The organism is Aeromonas sp. 2HA2 (genome assembly GCF_029237345.1).
GTDB lineage: Bacteria > Pseudomonadota > Gammaproteobacteria > Enterobacterales > Aeromonadaceae > Aeromonas > Aeromonas salmonicida.
This window is the reverse complement of sequence record NZ_JAACGB010000021.1, coordinates 1-17,259: the sequence shown is the minus strand read 5'-3', so window position 1 is coordinate 17,259 and position 17,259 is coordinate 1. Positions and strand designations below refer to the sequence as shown.

Below are 17,259 nucleotides of genomic sequence, written 5' to 3'. Positions count from 1 at the left end.
ACCCGTTGCTCAGGCCGGCTCATTAACCCGGGTTAATGAGCCGGCCTGCGCTTTGGCGTATGCTGCTCTCTTTTCATCTGCGATTAGCGGGAGCCATCCATGGAACATACCCGAGCCAGCTTCGTGCTGGGCCATCATCATGAACCGGCCAGCGTGGTCTTCTGCCAGAGCGGCGATACCAGCCTGCTGGTCACCGACCTCACCCCCTTTCATCCGCAAAGCCACCTCTGGCCCGATCAACCGGGGGATGTGGGCACGGTTTGCTGGGATGGCGGTGACGCCAGTGTAGGTCCCTGCCGGATGGGCGCCATCAGCCCGGAGGGCGAACTGTTCGTGGACAAGGACATACCGGTCAAGCGGGGCGCCGAAGGGTGGGCCTTCGTGGTGGTGCATCCCCTGGCAGGCTATCACACTCTGGCCGTGGGCTCCCGGGTTGAACTGAAGGTGGATGCCGCTGCCCGCCACTCCTTAAGTCTGGGTCACAGCGGCTGCCATCTGGCGGCGCTGGCCCTCAATCGGATGCTGACCCCCTACTGGCGCAAAGAGGTGAGCGAGCGCGATGCACTCGATCAGCCCGACTTTGACCGCCTCGCCATTCAAACCTCGCGAGTCGAGCCCATGGGCTCTCGGGAGCAATACCGCATCGGCAAAAGCCTGCGCAAGAAGGGGGTCAATAGTGACGCTTTGTTGGCGGAACTGGCGCAGATAGAGACCAGCGTAAACCAGCAGCTGGCCGACTGGCTGGCGGCCGATGGCGAGATCCGCCGCAGCCGTGCTGGCGAGGCCATCATAGACTCGCGCTACTGGCATTGCATGCTTGAAGGTAAAGAGGTGACCATTCCCTGCGGCGGCACCCATGTGGCCACACTGGCCGAGCTGGGCCAGGTGCGGGTACAGATCGCCCCCTGCGAGGAGGGCTTTACCCTGACGACTCTGGTCACCCCTTGAGTCAAGCATCAGGCCGGGCGGCGCCCGGTCTGATGCAGCCAGGGATCAGGCAAGACGGATCAACAAGATACCGCAGAGGATCACCAAGGCGGCGCACAGTCGTACCCGCCCCAGTTTCTCCCCCAGCCAGCACCAGGAGAGCAGCACGGCAAACAGTACGCTGCTCTCGCGCAGCGCCGCCACCAGCCCGATGGGCGCCTGGGTCATGGCCCAGATGACGATGCCGTAGGCAAGCAGTGACAAAGCGCCACCGAGCGCACCGGTACGCCACGCCGCAAGATCAAGCGCGCGCCAGGCGGTGCGACTCTGCCAGCGCATCAGCAGCGGCATCATCAGCGCAGTCAGGGCAAACAGCCAGAGGGTGTAGCGCACAGGCGCCCCGGCCGAGCGGGCACCCGCCCCGTCCGAGAGGGTGTAGGCTGCGGTAAACAGCGCCGTGATCAGCACGGCGCTCAGGGCCCCAGACGCCAGTTTGATGCCACCGCGCCAGGCCATCAGCAGCACACCGCTCACCAGCACCAGAGCGCCAGCCACCGCCAGCCACCGCCAGCACTCCCGGCACCTCCCCCAATAACAAGGCCCCGAACAGCAAAGTCACCAAGGGCGCACTGCCACGCGCAAGCGGGTAGATCTGGCCGAATTCCCCCAGCCGATAGGCCCGACCGAGAAACAGACAATAGCCACAATGCAGCAGGATGGAGAGCGCCAACCAGGGGTATTCGGCAGGCACAGGCAGCCCGACCAGCGGCAAGAAAGGGGCGGCAAACAACCCGGAACAGAGGGAGACAAGCAGCACGCTGACACGCCCCTCGGCCTGGCGTTTGGCCAGCGCATTCCAGAGGGCGTGCAGGAGCGCGGCCAGCAAGATGGCCGCAAAGATGGTTGGCGTCATGACAGGGTTCCGATAATCACAAGCCTAACCGATTTCCTGTGCGGCAACCGAGACAGGCTTCATAAGCTGCCCATATGACAAACCGGTCATCCGCCGGTTTGTCATATATATGGAGTCAAGTTGACTGGGCTAGCGCAAACGCCGCTGCCAATGGATTGCCAGCAAGATGAAACTCACCCCGACCCAGAGGTTCCAGGCCGGGATCTCGCCAAACAGCCAGATTCCCATCAGCACCACGAACATCAGGCCTGAGTATTCGGTTGCCGCAATACGGTTGGCCTCCACCTGCCGATAGGCGTAGATGCAGCTGGCATGATAGAGCAGTTGCATCACGCCGCTGCCGCCGATCAGTGCCAGCAGATGCCAGTCCACAGGTTGCCATTGATTCACCGCCAACCCAGCCGTCAATGGCAGCGCCAGCAAGTTTGCCCAGAACAGGGTCGCCACCACAGAGATCCCTGCAGGCAGCTTGCGGCCGGTGACATTGAACAGCGCCAGAGTGAAGGCGGTCACCAGCGCGCCCAGACCCGCCAGATGGAAATCTCCCGGCTTGAGCACGAACACGACGCCAAGCAGCCCCATGCCCCCCAGCAGCCAGACCCGGGAGTTGATCTTCTCCTTGAGCAGCCAGGCCGCCAGCGGCAATGTCAGCAAGGGTGAGACATAGAAGATGGCGTTGGCCGTGGCCAGCGGCAGCTGGGTCAGCGCCAGCATCATGCCGCCACCACCGAGCAGGCAAAGGTGACCACGCAGCAGGTGCCATTTCCAGGCACCCAGTCCCCAGGCCGATCTCGGCACCCGCAGCATGAAGGGCAGCAGCACCAGCAGGGTCAGCAGCTGGCGCAGGAACATGTATTGGAAGGGGCTGAAACCGGGGCCGATCAGCTTGACCAGCACATCGGAGAAGGCCTGGGCCAGATTGCCCAGTACCAGAGTGATGATGGCGAAGGTTTGCAGGTCCAGAGCGAACCGCTTGCGCAACAACTCCATCAGCGACAGCCACTCGAGTGACGAACGCAGATAAAATGGCTCAACGGCTTAATTGCTGAATCTTGTTTTGTATTAATGGGATAAAAAACCATTTTTAAACCTATCCATCAACGGTTGCCGATTAATCACTCAAAGGGTACCCAGTAATATAGCGTCGAGCACCCGTTTTCTTTACTACCTCAAGACATAATAATTTCATTGTTATGCTTTAAAGGTATTAAGACGAGGTCATGCCAATGTGGGGAATGTCATCTTCCAGATAGGGTTCACCCACGGCGGTGAAGCCATGGCGACCATAAAAACCCTGCAGATGGGCCTGAGCGCCCAGATAGATGCTGACCCCGGGCCACAATTGTTCGCACTCCACCAACGCCTGCTGCATCAGTCGATGACCGAGACCGTCGCCTCTGGCCTCCGGCGATGTCACCACCCGGCCGATCACCACCTGGTGCGCCTTGGCCACATCAGGCGCCATCAGTCTGGCGTAGGCCACCAGCACGCCATCCTGCCAGCCGAGCAGGTGCTGCACGTCGGGACGCTTGTCGACGCCATCCAGATCGAGGAAGACGCAAGTCTGCTCCACCACGAAAACGCGGGATCTCAGCACGAGCAATTCATAAAGCTCATTGACGTCGAGTTGTTCAAAAGATTTGAGGGACCAGTTCATGGGAACTCCTTGCTCATCGAGAAAGGCAGCATAGCCAGCCGCGCGGGCGCAGGCATTAACCTTTGTTAAGATCCTTCAGCCGCTTGCGAATGCGGCTCAGGCTGATGGGGGTGATGCCCAGATAAGCGGCTATCTGGTGATCCGGCACCCTGGCATCCAGCGCGGGGAAACAGTGCAGGAAGTGTTGATAACGGGCCTGGGGGCTCTCGGTCAATAGCAGCAACTCTTTCTCTTCCTTGATACGCAACTGCACCGCCAGCAAGTGGTGATACCAGGCGGACCAGCAAGGGAGCTGACGCAAATCCCTCAGGTTGAAAAGTTGCAGGCGGCATGGCTCCAGCGCCTCCACGCTGTAGCGGGCGGGTTCACCACTGAGCAGATGGTGGAAGTCGATAAACTCGTCCCCCTCCCAATAGAACTCCTTGATGTACTCGCGGCCATCCACCAGCACCACCTTGGCGCGCAGCAGCCCCTGCTCCACCTTGACCAGCAGATCGGGCTTGTCACCGGCATGCCAGAGGCAGGTACGAGGGCTCAGGGTCAAAGGCCGGGCAAAAGAGAGGAGGCGCGCGGCCTCCTGCTCATTTGTGACCTGATCCCGACTGAACGGGGGTCTGTCCATCCCGTTCCCTTAAGCGCGACGCTGACGCACGGCTTCGAACAGACAGACACCGGTCGCCACCGAGACGTTGAGACTGGATACAGCCCCCGCCATCGGAATGCTGACCAGCTCGTCGCAGTGTTCGCGAGTCAGGCGGCGCATGCCCTTGCCTTCGGCACCCATGACCAGCGCCATGGGACCGGTCAGCTTGGCCTGATAGACATCGTGATCCGCCTCACCGGCAGTACCGACGATCCAGACACCGCGATCCTTCAACTCCCGCAGACTGCGGGCCAGATTGGTGACCTGGATAAGCGGCACCACTTCGGCGGCGCCACAGGCAACCTTGCGCACCACCGAGGTCAGGCCGCTGGCCTTGTCACGCGGCACTATCACCGCATGGACCCCGGCCGCATCGGCACTGCGCAGGCAGGCGCCGAGGTTGTGCGGATCTGTCACCCCGTCCAGCACCAGCAGGAAAGGCTGAGCCTTTTGCTCGGCCAGGTTGTCCAGCAGGCTGGCCAAGTCGTGCTCGGCCAGCTTGGGCGCCTCTATCACCTTGGCCATGATGCCCTGGTGATTGTTACCTTCCGCTTTGTCATCAAGGGTCTTGCGGTTCACGCTCTGCACCTTGAGGCCGAGGGACTCCAGCTCGATCAGCAAGGGTTGCAGCCGGTCGTCATCCCGCCCCTTGAGGGCCCACACTTCGATGAAACGCTCCGGGGTGCGCTCCAGCAGCGCGGATACAGCGTGAATGCCGTAGATCAGTTCAGTACTCATGTTCAAGATCCGTGGTGTCGGGTCGCATGAATGCGCCCCGAAGAAAAATGGCCGTACCGGCAGCCTGACCACCATGATGCTGGCGTCGTCACCGGTCGCTAAATGATGACGCATCATACCAGAGAGACCGGCATCTAGGGAGGAGGAAGCTGCTCGGCCAAGCTCCGGATCTATGACAGGCCTCTTGATGCGGCTGCGCCATCATCCTTGATGGCGTACCTGACCCTGCCCTCTCCCCTCAATGAATGACAGAGGAATCCAATACCTTACTTATCTGATGCCCCTCTGACGCCTCACCAGAGTTGCTATCTTCCAGCCCTAGCCAGTCTCGATGAATTTGTTGATCCTGCTCCGGAAATCATCACTCCCCTCTTTTCTCCCCGGCGGCACTCGTTATCATATCCGTTTGGCAACCGTCTCGTCGGAGTCACCCATGAGCCAGGCCAGCGAAACCACGCAGGTAAACAGCAGCAGACTGGAGGCTGAAATTCAGGGGCGGTAGCCTTGTCTGGTGGAATAGATAAGCGAGTGGAGCGATCACTCAACATGGTAACGGCCTCATTTTCATTTCTGACCTGTTCACGTAGTCGTGATGAGGCAACGCTTTCCAAGACAGATCTGTGCACTGTTTTTTCACACAGTGCTAATAGTGGTGTAAAAAAAGGAAGTCAAGCGAATACGCTCGGCACAAAATGCAATCTGGTAAAATTATGGTTTAATGATAATTTTCACTTGGCGGCAATAAAATGTTACGGAGTTATATGGAATTCTCTGCTAACGGATTAGTACCGCCTTCCACCTAATCACTGTTAGTAGTTAAAATCAATTTTCATCTTAATCTTAATCTTAATCTTAATCTTAATCTTAATCTTAAATATAAGTATGGAACTCGGCAATGACTCATTTTATTGAGAAAGTAAACATAAAAAACTTTAAATCTTGCAACGATACGAAATTGTTTCTTTCTGATTATACACCGCTAGTCGGCTATAATAATGCAGGAAAGTCTAACTGCCTAACCGCAATAAACTGGTTGTTAAAGAAAAAAACATTAAATGTATCATTTTTTAATGATCCAACTCAACCCATCATTGTTGAAGCGAATATAATAGGTATATCAACAGCTTTATTAAGTCAGATGACAACGGCACATAAAAACTCAATTTCTCCTTATTTATATGGATTAAACAATGACAAGTTAACTATTAAAAGAGAGCAAGCCTCACCAATATCAACCACTGAAAGCATCAAGATCCATGTGTGGGATGACAGTACATCTCAATGGGCATTGAACCCGACAGGAATTGATAATGCACTTAAAGCCATATTGCCTGAACCTATTCGTATTGGCGCAATGGAGGATGCTGCAGAAGATGCTTCAAAAGCCAAAAACACAACAACAATTGGAAAACTACTTGCAAATATTACTCAACAAGTTCAAGCGGCTCATGGAAATCAAATAAAGACGCATTTAGATAATATTAGTAGCCTCATTGCATCTGATGGATCAACTAGACTTAGCCAGTTGAGTGCAATTGATCAAAGCCTGAACAACAAAATTCAGGATTTATTTCCAGATATAAGTATAAAGTTACACTTTCCGACACCGACTGAAGAAGAACTTTTAACATCTGGTACCATTAAAGTTCTAGAATCAAACAGTACAGATGAACGTGATTTCAGCTCTTATGGACATGGTGCTCAAAGATCAATTCAAATGGGGCTTGTAAGGCATTTAGCTGATGTAAGTAATCCTCATGGAATCACAACTAAGTTACTTCTTATTGATGAGCCCGAATTGTATTTGCATCCCTTTGGAATTGAACAGGTTAGAGAGGCTTTGGTCAATCTTTCAAAGAATGGATATCAAGTTATATTTTCCACTCACTCTGCAAATATGATAACTGCGGAAGAAGCCCCTAAAACCTTATTAATTCGGAAAGACACATCGAACTGTACCTATTCAAGACTTAGGTTAAGCGATGCGATTCAAACGGTTGTCAGTGATTCTACTCATCAAATGGAACAACTATTTTCGCTTTCTCATTCATCACACATTCTGTTTTCTGAAAAAGTTATTTTGACTGAAGGAAAGACAGAACTGCGATTATTACCGTACATCTACAAGGTAGTTAAAAATAGAGCAATGGGAATTGATAAGTATGCTTTGGTTGCTCAAAGTGGTGTAGGAGATACGAAGAAATCTATGGCAATACTTAATGCAATGGATTTACCAGCCAAGGCGATTTGTGATTTGGATTTTATAACTAAAGCTATAAAAAATGGATTCTTACCGCAAAATGACCCAGATATAGCCGCAATAAAAACTATATTTCAACAAATTGCTGGTACATACGGGATGAACCTAACAAGTCAGCATTGGCCTCAAAATACACAAGCAATCAGTGCTGCTCAGTGTTTTGAAAAATTAGCTATTGAGCCATCAGCTATCCCACACATACAAAATATACATGACAACTTGAAGTCTCAAGGTATTTGGCTTTGGAGATTGGGCGCTATTGAAGTATATCTAGGCTTAACTGGTAAAGATGAAGTTCATTGGGCACAGTTCAAAACGGATGTACAGGCAAATGGTATCAACAACGTGTGTGTAAATTATCAAGAATTAGCAGACTTCATTAATTGGCTGTAGAGCACGAATAACAAACTGTCCAAGAGGGATTCGCAACGCATGGCATTTTTACTATGCGTTGATTTTATTGATTAAGGTGGTTTGCGGCGGCTTCGGTATTGCGTTGTTCACCCCTTAACAGGGCTTTATACAATTAGGTATTTGTATGGTTCTAATTACTAAGAAGATAGTTAAAGCGTTAAATAAAAGTGTACTGGATGATCTAGAGCTGACGAGAAATATTAGGCATCCAGGAGAAAATGGTCGCGCAAGGGAGCAGATTTTAAAAAACTTTCTCAAAAAAATTATTCCCAAAAAGTACAGCGTCGATACTGGCTTTGTGATTGATGCCGTAGGTGGGATTAGCAACCAAATTGACATTGTAATATACCGTGATGACTATCACTCAACATTTGAAATTGGAGAGATAAAACACTTTATGGTTGAGTCAGTAGTCGCTGTCATTGAAAATAAAGCCTCAATGGCAAGCGGCAATGCTCTTCGCCAAGCTTTTGATAACATCAAATCAGTAAAGCAGCTCGACAGGACAAACAAAGGAAATAACTATGTGCTTCCTGGCAAAAGAAAGCTAGATAAGAATGATTTCTATCACCAAATATTTGGGGCGATTTTGACAGAAAAATCATTATCAAGCACAAATCTCAAGTCGGAATTTATTAGCTTCTTTGAAAGCACTGGAGATAAGTCGTTGTGGCCCAATATGTATGTTGATGTTAGAGGGTCTTCATTTAGATATATCAGTGGATCAGAGCTCGTTATTGTCGATCCGCGAAAAGCTAGTGCATTTGCAATCTCTGATCCTTTGGCGGAAACATATAACCCGCCGCTAATTGAGCTGGCATATGAGCTAGTATCATTGTTCAGGGTTCTACCTTTAGTCGACTTCTCGGCTCAAGACTATTTTCATGGCATTAGTGGCAAAGCTAAAGAGTATGAGCCCTTTCCGGTAAATATTAGTGGGAAGGTATAACAATGAAATCAAACTCGCTCCCGTCGGTCGCCGGACGCTCGTCCCTCTCGCCGTTTATTGAGAGCGTTATATGAATAAAGGAATACTTGATGTTCAGAAAAGTAGAAGATAACTGTATTAATATTAAAAACCTAGATCAAAAAATATATCGAGTGTTTAGCTATGACAGGTTTGAAGAATTAATAAACAACCAAGAGCTCGTTTTAGTCAAACCGTCCATGTGGGAAGACCCTTTCGAAAACTTTTTCTTTAAGGCTGAAGTTGACTGCGGTAACAATAAAGTCGCCACATTAGATAATTTAGCAAAAGATTGGTACGGACAGTGTTGGACTACAGAAAAAGATACTGATGCCATGTGGCGTATATATAGTCCTGATAAACAAGGGGTAAGAGTTTCAACTACTATACGTAAACTATTTGAACCGATTTTCAACTCTCGCGCAGATTGTCAAGGTTTGTGTTACTTCATAGGAAATGTCAAATATTGGAGTGAAAGTAAAATTTTTGGTTTTCTGTCAGAAATAACTTTCACAAGTCTAGCTATGGGAGGACAAAACGATAACTTTGCGGAATTATTATGTATTAAACGGCCTGAGTTTTCGCATGAACATGAAGTACGACTTTTAGCGAACGATTTTGATGAGACTCACGGTAGTAATGGTCTTTATCGGGTTCCTTTCAATACCGACCTTCTGCTTGATGAAATATGTATAGATCCGCGTTTGAATTCAGTTGATGCAAATAGTTTGATGACGAAAATAAAAGATCTTGGTGTCAAGACTCAAATCATACAGTCTCCTTTATACAAGATTAAAAACATGCCCCGTATAAAGCTCGAATAAAAATTCGTATAACAAACGCCTCAAGAGGGACTGTCAATGCGCAGCATTTCCAGTCCCAATGAGCAGTTGTGGTTATGGCTGTTATGTTTGAGTTTAGTGTTATGCGTTGTCAGCCCCTTAGGCGGGCGTTAGCACCGAAAAATGGGACACCCACCTTTCTGAGCGCCGCGTAGCGACCTATAGAATGGCAATCGCGCAGGGATTGTGCTCCTAGCCATAGGCACGGAGCTTAGCCGAGCTCCGCCGAAGGGCTGAGCCCCTCCCCTTTCGCTGACCATAAAAAATCCGAACCCCGGTAACAGGGTTCGGATTTTTTTTGTCTCCGGCACTATCGGGCTCTGGAGGAGATAACCCGGGGCCATCAGCCCCTTACGACCTCAGCCCGGGTCGCTGGACCCAGGCCATGGCCGAAGGGCTTATCCCTTGGCCTTGTCACGAGCCTTTTTGCTCGGTCGTCTGTTGCTGGGCTTGGCGCGGCCACCCTTGTCGGATTTGCCGGTCTCCTTGCCCTCTTTGCGTTTATCGTGACGCAGGCCCCCCTTGGCAGGCTTGCGCACCACCTCTTTGCCATCCTTGCCGGTGAGTGGCGCTTCCACCATCACGAAGTCGATCTTGCGATCGTCCAGATTCACGCCCATCACCTTGACCCGTACCTTGTCACCCAGACGGTAGCGACGGCGGAAGTTCTCGCCGATCAGCTGCATGTGCAGGGGATCAAACTGGTAGTAGTCGTTGGTGAGGGTGCTGACGTGCACCAGACCATCGATGTGGATCTCCGCCAGACGGACGAAGAAACCAAAGCCGGTGACGCTGGCGATGACGCCGTCAAACTCGTCACCCACGTGATCCAGCATGTACTCGCACTTGAGCCAGTCAGCCACGTCGCGGGTCGCATCGTCGGCACGGCGCTCTGTCATGGAGCAGTGCTCGCCCATCGGGTCCACTTCTTCCAGCTGGTAGTGATAACCACCGCTCGGGGTCCACTTGTGGCGCAGATTGCCCTGCTGCTCCTTGGCCGTCTGGTACTTGATGGCGCGGTGCAGGATAAGGTCGGGGTAACGACGGATCGGCGAGGTGAAGTGGGCGTAGGACTTTAATGCCAGACCGAAGTGGCCGATATTGTCGGCCTGATAAACCGCCTGACGCATGGAACGCAGCAGCATGGTAGAGAGCAGCTCCGCATCGGGGCGCCCTTCAAACTTGGCGGCCAGCTCGGCAAAGTCTTTCGGCTCGGGTTCAAGGCCACCCTTGAGCTCCAGACCCAGCTCGGCCAGGAAGTCACGGAAACCGGTCAGGCGCTCTTCGCCCGGACGGTCATGCACCCGGAACAGGGCAAAGGCTTCGTTCTTCTCGATATAACGGGCCGCGGCCACGTTCGCCTGGATCATGCACTCTTCAATGATCTTGTGGGCATCGTTGCGCACCAGCGGCACTATCTGGTCGATCTTGCGCTGGGCGTTGAAGATGAAACGGGTCTCTTCGCTCTCGAACTCCACGGCGCCACGCTGGTGACGGGCGTGCTTGAGCGCCTTGTAGAGGTTGTTGAGCTCCTCGATATGGCCCACCAGCGGCTCGTACTGCTGACGCAGCTTGGGCTCGCCATCCAGGATCGCCGCCACCTTGCTGTAGGTCATGCGCGCGTGGGAGTTCATCACTGCTTCGTAGAACTTGTAACCGGACATGCGGCCGGCGGCTGAGATGGTCATCTCGCACACCATGCACAGGCGGTCGACCTGCGGGTTCAGGGAGCAGAGACCGTTGGAGAGCACCTCCGGCAGCATGGGCACCACGAACTCGGGGAAGTAGACAGAGTTGCCGCGCTGATACGCTTCGGCATCCAGCGCTGTACCGGGCTTCACATAGGAGGAGACATCCGCGATGGCCACCCACAAGCGCCAGCCGCCACCGCGCTTGGCTTCACAGAAGACAGCGTCATCGAAGTCGCGGGCATCTTCCCCGTCTATGGTGACCAACGGCAGGGCACGCAGGTCGATACGACCCTCTTTGGCCTTCTCTGGTACCTGTTCGCCCAGACCGGCAACCTCCTTGGTCACCTCTTCCGGCCAGGTATGTGGAATGCCGTGGGTACGCAGGGCGATCTCGATCTCCATGCCCGGCGCCATGTTCTCGCCCAGCACGTCCAGCACGGTACCGACCGCGTTGATGCGGGAGGTGGCGCGCTGATTGATGCGCACAACCACCACCTGGCTCTGGCGGGCACCCTTGTTTTCCCCTTCGGGGATGATGATGTCCTGGCCGATGCGGCTGTCGTCCGGCACCACGAAACCGACGCCATTCTCGACGAAGTAACGGCCGACGATATCCGCCTCGCGGGACTTGAGCAGACGCACCAGTCGCGCTTCCTGACGACCCTTGCGATCGATCTCGGTCGGTTGCACCAGCGCATAGTCGCCATGCATCAGGCGCTGCATCTCGCGGTTGTTCAAATAAAGATCCGGTCCACCACCTTCCGGGCGCAGAAAACCGAAACCATCTTTATGGCCGAGTACATACCCTTTTACCAGATTCAGACGATCCGGCAGGGCGTAACATTGGTTGCGAGTGAATACCAGTTGCCCATCGCGCTCCATGGCGCGCAGACGACGGCGCAAGGCTTCCAACGGCTCTTCGTCGGTCAGCTTGAGGGCCTTGGCCAACTCCTCACGGGTCATGGGTTTTTCATGACCCTTGATGAGCTCCAGCAGCATCTCGCGACTGGCGATGGGGTTTTCGTATTTTTCGGCCTCGCGTTGGAGGAAAGGATCTTTTTGAGACATAAGCAGGCCTTAGGGTAGGTAGTAACGCAGACATTATATCGAAGGGGGGAGCTAATGGCATCCATCGACTGCCTTTTGGCCAATCTCTCTGTCATACTATGCAAAGTTTGCAGGCATGATGAGACACGGAACTCATGAGCAAGGACTCGTTCGCGCAATCCGCCGCCTATCTTAAGCAGGCGGTTCCACTGATGATCAAGTATCAAATTCCCACGACGCCGGATAACTATACCCTTTGGTATAACTACGTGTCGGCCAGCATGCCAGAGCTCAATCAGGCCATCGATCAGGCGATCAAGCTGCAGGGCACCTGTTCACTCACCACCTGCGAGCGGCTCTATCATCAGCACCTCGCCGCCCAGGATGAGCAGCAGATGGAGGCCATGAAACTCAGTCTGGCCGCCATGGCCAACGAGCTCGGCCACACCATGCAAGACGCCATTTCCGACACCGGCATGTTTCAGGAGATGCTCGACAAGAGCTTCGATCGACTGAGTCTCATCGATGATGAAGGGCTTAGCCTTGACGACACCATGGGCATCTTGCGAGATCTGGTGCGCGAATCGCGGGATGTGCGCATGTCGACCATGCACTTTCGCAATCAGCTCAGCAATGCAGAGAAAGAGATCAAAGAGCTGCGTGAGGCACTGAACGAAACCCGCAAGCTGGCCAACGAGGATGCCCTTACCTCCCTGCTCAATCGCCGCGCCTTCGATCTGGAGATAGACGGCCTGATCCGCAGCAAGCAGACCTTCTCCCTCATTCTGTCGGACATCGACCGCTTCAAGAATTTCAACGATGAATATGGTCACCTGCTTGGGGATCAGGTACTGCGTGCCTTCAGCAAGCGGCTGCGGGAAACGTGCAAGGAGGGCGTCACCGCCTATCGGCTCGGTGGTGAGGAGTTTGCCCTGCTGGTGCCCATGCGCAACCTGGCCCTGAGCCGCCAGATGGCCGAGAGTCTGCGCCGTGCCATAGAGAAGATGTCCATCCTGGATCGCAAGTCCGGCCGCCGCATCGACCACATCACAGCCTCGTTCGGAGTGGGTGAGTACAATGGTCAGGAAACAGGCGATGCGCTGGTCGAGCGCACCGACAAGCTGCTCTACAAGGCAAAAGAGCTGGGCCGCAACCGGGTCATGCCCTTGCCGTCCTGAATCCTCCAGACAACAAAAGGCCGGTCAATGACCGGCCTTTTTCATTTTTGCCATGCACAACCTAGAGGCTTTTCAGCTTTTCTTCAGGCAGTGCCAGCTCGTCGTTGTGGTTGACGCCGATACCACGCGCCAGCACGTTACGAGCGATCTCATGGGCTTCCTCCAGCGAATGCATGCTGAAGGTGCCGCACTGATATTCGTTCAGCTCCGGGATCTTGGCCTGCTCCTGCACGGTCAACACATCGCTCATGGCAGCCTGCCAGGCGGCGCCCACACGGGCTTCGTCCGGCGCGCCAATCAGGCTCATGTAGAAACCGGTACGGCAACCCATGGGGGAGATGTCGATGATCTCCACACCATTGCCGTTCAGGTGATCACGCATGAAACCGGCAAACAGGTGCTCAAGGGTGTGAATGCCGCGTTCGGAGAGGATCTCCTGGTTCGGCACGCAGAAACGCAGGTCGAACACGGTTATGGTGTCCTTGCTCGGGGTCTGCATAGTCTTGGCCACGCGCACTGCAGGCGCTTCCATACGGGTGTGGTCAACGGTAAAACTGTCCAATAACGGCATTTCTGACTCCTGATTTGGTTACCAGAACCAGCCCCCGCTGGAGAGCTGATCCTTGCATTGTCGATACTGGGCGCCGTAGCGCTGGGCACGCGCCTCTACCTTGCGGGAGGTCTTCATCAGCCACCCCTTGCTGCGGTAGCTGCCACGCCGGTAGCCACCCCACCCTTCGTGATAGTTGAGATACTGGCCATAGGCATCCCACTTGGAAGTGCCATTCAGCCGCTGGGCCTTGTTAGTGTACCAGCCCATGAAATCGATGGCGTCGGCAAAGTCGTCGCGGCTGCTCCAGCTGTTGCCGGTTTCCCGTTGGTAGTCGTCCCAGGTCTCATCTTTCACCTGGGCATAACCATAGGCGGAGCTGGCTCGCCCGGTCGGAATGAAGAGGAAGTAGCCCATTGGCGGCTGGGCATCATGTACGAAGGAGGACTCCTGATACATCATGGCCATCACCACCTGAACAGGTGTGCCCCACTTCTCGTTCATCTTGATCGCCGCCTTGTGCCAGTCGGGCTTTTCCCGAAAGATCTGGCATAGATTTTCCGGCTGGGCCGGCGGGCGGGTACTGCAGGCGGTCAGGTCAATCAGCAGGCCCGCCGCCACGAAGAGGCGCATCCATGACATCTGAAGGTTTGTCTCTTCGTTCTCCTGGTCGATACGAGGCACATCCATCACATCAAATCGCGTCTTCGTTCTCTTCGCCGGTACGGATACGAATGACACGCTCCACCTCGCAAACGAAGATCTTGCCGTCACCAATCTTGCCGGTACGGGCCGTGTTCTGGATGGCTTCGATGCAGGCATCCAGATCCTCGTCCTGCACCACCAGCTCCACCTTCACCTTCGGCAGGAAATCCACCATGTACTCGGCGCCGCGATAGAGCTCGGTATGCCCCTTCTGACGGCCGAAGCCTTTGACTTCGGATACCGTCATGCCGTTGATGCCGATCTCGGCCAGGGCCTCGCGCACATCGTCCAGCTTGAACGGTTTGATGATGGCTTCAATCTTCTTCATGGTGACTCCTTACCAGTTCTGTTTGCCGAACCCGGATGTGATGGGGTAACGACGATCCTTACCAAAGTTGCGGGCCGTGATACGGGGCCCGACGGCAGCCTGACGACGTTTGTACTCGTTGAGATCCACCAACCGGATCACCTTGCGCACCACCACCTCTTCAAATCCTTCTGCCACCATGTCGGCGACAGAGGCATCCTCTTCCACATAGCGCTTGAGGATGGCATCCAGGATGTCGTAGGGGGGCAGGCTGTCCTGATCCACCTGATCCGGCGCCAATTCTGCCGAAGGAGGACGGTCGATGACCCGTTGCGGGATCACATAATCGACTGAATTGCGATATTCGCACAGCTTGAAGACCAGGGTCTTGGGCACGTCTTTGAGCACATCAAAACCGCCCGCCATGTCACCATACAGGGTGGCATAGCCCACGGCCATCTCGCTCTTGTTGCCCGTGGTCAGCACTATGCGGCGACGCTTGTTGGAGAGCGCCATCAAGAGCACACCGCGGCAGCGTGCCTGCAGGTTCTCTTCTGTCGTATCGCGGGCAGTACCGGCAAACAGCGGTGCCAGCTGGGTCATAAACCCTTCAAACATGGGCTCGATGGAGATGATGTCAAACTCGACCCCCATCCGCTCGGCCTGCTCCTTGGCATCCTCCACGCTCATCTGGGCGGTGTAACGGAACGGCATCATCACCGCCTGCACCTTGTCAGCCCCGATGGCGTCAGCAGCGATTGCCAGGGTCAGGGCGGAGTCGATACCACCGGAGAGGCCCAATACGGCGCCCTGGAAGCCGTTCTTGGTGATGTAGTCGTGCACCGCCAGCACCAGCGCCTGATAGGTCTCGGCCAATGGCTCGAGCGGGGCGGCCGGTTCACGCTCTTTCACCGGTTGGCCATCGGCAAAGCGCACCAGGGCCAGCTCTTCGGCAAACGGGGCCAGCTTGTGGGTCAGCTCACCCAGGCTGTTGAACACCTTGGAACAGCCATCGAAGATCAGCTCGTCCTGGCCACACACCTGATTGAGGTAGACCAGCGGCAAACCGGTCTGGCTGCAACGCTCAGTCATCAGTTCACGACGGATCCAGGGTTTCTCCTGATCGTAGGGCGAGGCGTTGATGGTGAGCAGCAGCTCGGCCCCTGCCGCCTTGGCGGCCAGCACCGGGCCCGGTTGCCACAGATCTTCGCAGATGAGCAGTCCCAGCTTATGACCACGGAACGGCACCACGCAGGTATCCGTGCCCGCGGTGAAATAGCGCTTCTCGTCAAATACGCCGTAGTTGGGCAGGTCTTGCTTGAAGTAGCGGGCAACCAGCTTGCCCTGCTCATAGAGGGAAGCGGCGTTATAGAGCGCCGCCCCTTCACGCCAGGGATGCCCCACCAGAATGGCACAGCTGCCCTGCCAGGTCGCGATGCGAGCCAGCGCAGCGTCGACACGGATCATCAGGTCGCTGCGCAGCAACAGGTCTTCCGGCGGATAGCCGGTCAAGGCGAGCTCGGAGCACACCAGCAGGTCGGCGCCTTGTTGCTCGGCCTGGGCGGCCGCAGCCAGCACCTTGTCACAGTTATCTTCGATGGCGCCTACCGTCAGATTCAACTGGGCAAGCATCAGAGAGAGGGCTTTTGCCATGGCGATACATCTTAAAATCGAAAATGATGGGGAATGATAAAGAAAAGGGGGGCAATCTGCCAGTTCAAGACGGGTGTTAGCATGTGACAGCAACCACAGGGAGGGATAAGCTGTAAACAGTCACGGAACGACAGGCCCAAGTTCATATGAAACAAGCCGGATTTACCTTGCTGGAGCTGATGATTGCGATTGCCCTGGCCGTCATTTTGCTCGGCATAGGCATTCCTTCCCTCGGCAACCTGCTTCAAGATAACCGCGCCAATTATGAAAGTGAGCGCCTCATGAAACATCTGCGTTTTGCTCGCAATCAGGCAATCAGCGATCAACAAACCGTGACAGCATGCCTGGTCAACACCGACAATCAATGTGTCACAAACAGTCCAAGCCAATTGCTGGTGTTCACTGACAGCAACAGCAACGCCAGACTGGATAATGGCGAAACCGAGCTATCCAGAACCCCTGTGTTTTCAGCCGATACCGTACTCAGTTCGACAAGAACCCGCGTCTTGTTCGCCACTGATGGAACCAGCCTTGGGACAAATATGACCATTTCAATATGCGTCAGCGGGGAACCGACCATTAACCTCGTCATTGCCGCATCAGGGCGCAGCAGCAAAACAGATACCGCCGTCATCTGCCCCTAGCTGTGATCTCTCTGTAGGTTGTTCACTCGGGGCATTCCCGGAAAACTGGAGGCGCCAACCAAACCAATCATCCGAGGTGCCCCAGTGAACAACCATAAAAATGCCCGATTAACCGTCTTTGGT

At 54.3% G+C, this 17,259-nt stretch carries 15 protein-coding genes and 1 pseudogene; 6 read left to right on the top strand and 10 right to left on the bottom strand.

All coding sequences use genetic code 11. The annotated features are described in order from the left end of the window. Nucleotides 1-99 precede the first annotated feature (99 nt). Nucleotides 100-948: a hypothetical protein gene (locus tag GWQ29_RS20060; protein ID WP_275920172.1), complete on the top strand. Its 849-nt coding sequence runs from the start codon at nt 100-102 to the stop codon at nt 946-948. A 45-nt stretch (nt 949-993) separates the two neighbouring features. Here GWQ29_RS20060 and GWQ29_RS20055 read toward each other — a convergent pair. The 5 genes and pseudogenes from GWQ29_RS20055 to rlmB all read right to left on the bottom strand — a co-directional run bounded on the left by GWQ29_RS20055 (nt 994) and on the right by rlmB (nt 4,878). After that, nucleotides 994-1,840: pseudogene (locus GWQ29_RS20055) on the bottom strand (DMT family transporter). Between the two features lie 129 nt (nt 1,841-1,969). After that, on the bottom strand, nt 1,970-2,830 hold the full coding sequence (locus tag GWQ29_RS20050; protein ID WP_021138599.1) for a DMT family transporter: 861 nt from the start codon (nt 2,828-2,830) through the stop codon (nt 1,970-1,972). A 217-nt stretch (nt 2,831-3,047) separates the two neighbouring features. Continuing rightward, complete coding sequence (locus GWQ29_RS20045; protein WP_125601312.1) at nt 3,048-3,497, bottom strand: GNAT family N-acetyltransferase; 450 nt, start codon at nt 3,495-3,497, stop codon at nt 3,048-3,050. A 55-nt stretch (nt 3,498-3,552) separates the two neighbouring features. Then, the gene (locus GWQ29_RS20040; RefSeq protein WP_275920171.1) at nt 3,553-4,119 is read right to left on the bottom strand and encodes a Crp/Fnr family transcriptional regulator; all 567 of its coding nucleotides are present in this window, start codon (nt 4,117-4,119) and stop codon (nt 3,553-3,555) included. 9 nt (nt 4,120-4,128) lie between these two features. Continuing rightward, nucleotides 4,129-4,878: a 23S rRNA (guanosine(2251)-2'-O)-methyltransferase RlmB gene (rlmB, locus tag GWQ29_RS20035; RefSeq protein ID WP_275920170.1), complete on the bottom strand. Its 750-nt coding sequence runs from the start codon at nt 4,876-4,878 to the stop codon at nt 4,129-4,131. An 895-nt stretch (nt 4,879-5,773) separates the two neighbouring features. On the opposite strand from rlmB, the gene GWQ29_RS20030 reads away from it, so the two are divergent. From GWQ29_RS20030 to GWQ29_RS20015, 3 genes are all read left to right on the top strand, one after another. Continuing rightward, nucleotides 5,774-7,531, top strand: a complete 1,758-nt coding sequence (locus GWQ29_RS20030; RefSeq protein ID WP_275920169.1) for an AAA family ATPase — start codon at nt 5,774-5,776, stop codon at nt 7,529-7,531. Nucleotides 7,532-7,676: 145 nt separating this feature from the next. Next, nucleotides 7,677-8,501: a DUF6602 domain-containing protein gene (locus GWQ29_RS20020; RefSeq protein ID WP_275920168.1), complete on the top strand. Its 825-nt coding sequence runs from the start codon at nt 7,677-7,679 to the stop codon at nt 8,499-8,501. A gap of 89 nt (nt 8,502-8,590) precedes the next feature. After that, on the top strand, nt 8,591-9,343 hold the full coding sequence (locus GWQ29_RS20015) for a DUF2971 domain-containing protein (RefSeq protein ID WP_275920167.1): 753 nt from the start codon (nt 8,591-8,593) through the stop codon (nt 9,341-9,343). A 416-nt stretch (nt 9,344-9,759) separates the two neighbouring features. Here the strand turns inward: GWQ29_RS20015 and rnr are convergent, their stop codons facing one another. Then, on the bottom strand, nt 9,760-12,120 hold the full coding sequence (rnr, locus tag GWQ29_RS20010) for a ribonuclease R (protein WP_275920166.1): 2,361 nt from the start codon (nt 12,118-12,120) through the stop codon (nt 9,760-9,762). A gap of 134 nt (nt 12,121-12,254) precedes the next feature. Between rnr and GWQ29_RS20005 the strand changes: the two genes are divergently transcribed. Continuing rightward, complete coding sequence (locus tag GWQ29_RS20005; RefSeq protein ID WP_005313421.1) at nt 12,255-13,277, top strand: GGDEF domain-containing protein; 1,023 nt, start codon at nt 12,255-12,257, stop codon at nt 13,275-13,277. Nucleotides 13,278-13,338: 61 nt separating this feature from the next. Here the strand turns inward: GWQ29_RS20005 and luxS are convergent, their stop codons facing one another. The 4 genes from luxS to GWQ29_RS19985 all read right to left on the bottom strand — a co-directional run bounded on the left by luxS (nt 13,339) and on the right by GWQ29_RS19985 (nt 16,492). Then, nucleotides 13,339-13,848 (bottom strand): S-ribosylhomocysteine lyase, encoded by a 510-nt coding sequence (luxS, locus tag GWQ29_RS20000; RefSeq protein ID WP_059111722.1) that lies wholly within the window; start codon nt 13,846-13,848, stop codon nt 13,339-13,341. Between the two features lie 18 nt (nt 13,849-13,866). Continuing rightward, entirely contained in the window at nt 13,867-14,460 is a 594-nt protein-coding gene (locus GWQ29_RS19995; RefSeq protein ID WP_275920194.1) for a transglycosylase SLT domain-containing protein, read from the bottom strand. A 61-nt stretch (nt 14,461-14,521) separates the two neighbouring features. Next, complete coding sequence (glnB, locus tag GWQ29_RS19990) at nt 14,522-14,860, bottom strand: nitrogen regulatory protein P-II (RefSeq protein WP_005313429.1); 339 nt, start codon at nt 14,858-14,860, stop codon at nt 14,522-14,524. 9 nt (nt 14,861-14,869) lie between these two features. Then, nucleotides 14,870-16,492 carry an NAD+ synthase gene (locus GWQ29_RS19985; protein WP_275920165.1) on the bottom strand — a complete coding sequence of 541 codons (1,623 nt, stop codon included), beginning with the start codon at nt 16,490-16,492 and terminating at the stop codon, nt 14,870-14,872. Nucleotides 16,493-16,638: 146 nt separating this feature from the next. Here GWQ29_RS19985 and tppE point away from each other — a divergent pair, with 146 nt between their 5' ends. Next, nucleotides 16,639-17,136: a type IVa pilus pseudopilin TppE gene (gene tppE, locus GWQ29_RS19980; protein ID WP_275920164.1), complete on the top strand. Its 498-nt coding sequence runs from the start codon at nt 16,639-16,641 to the stop codon at nt 17,134-17,136. Nucleotides 17,137-17,259 lie beyond the last annotated feature (123 nt).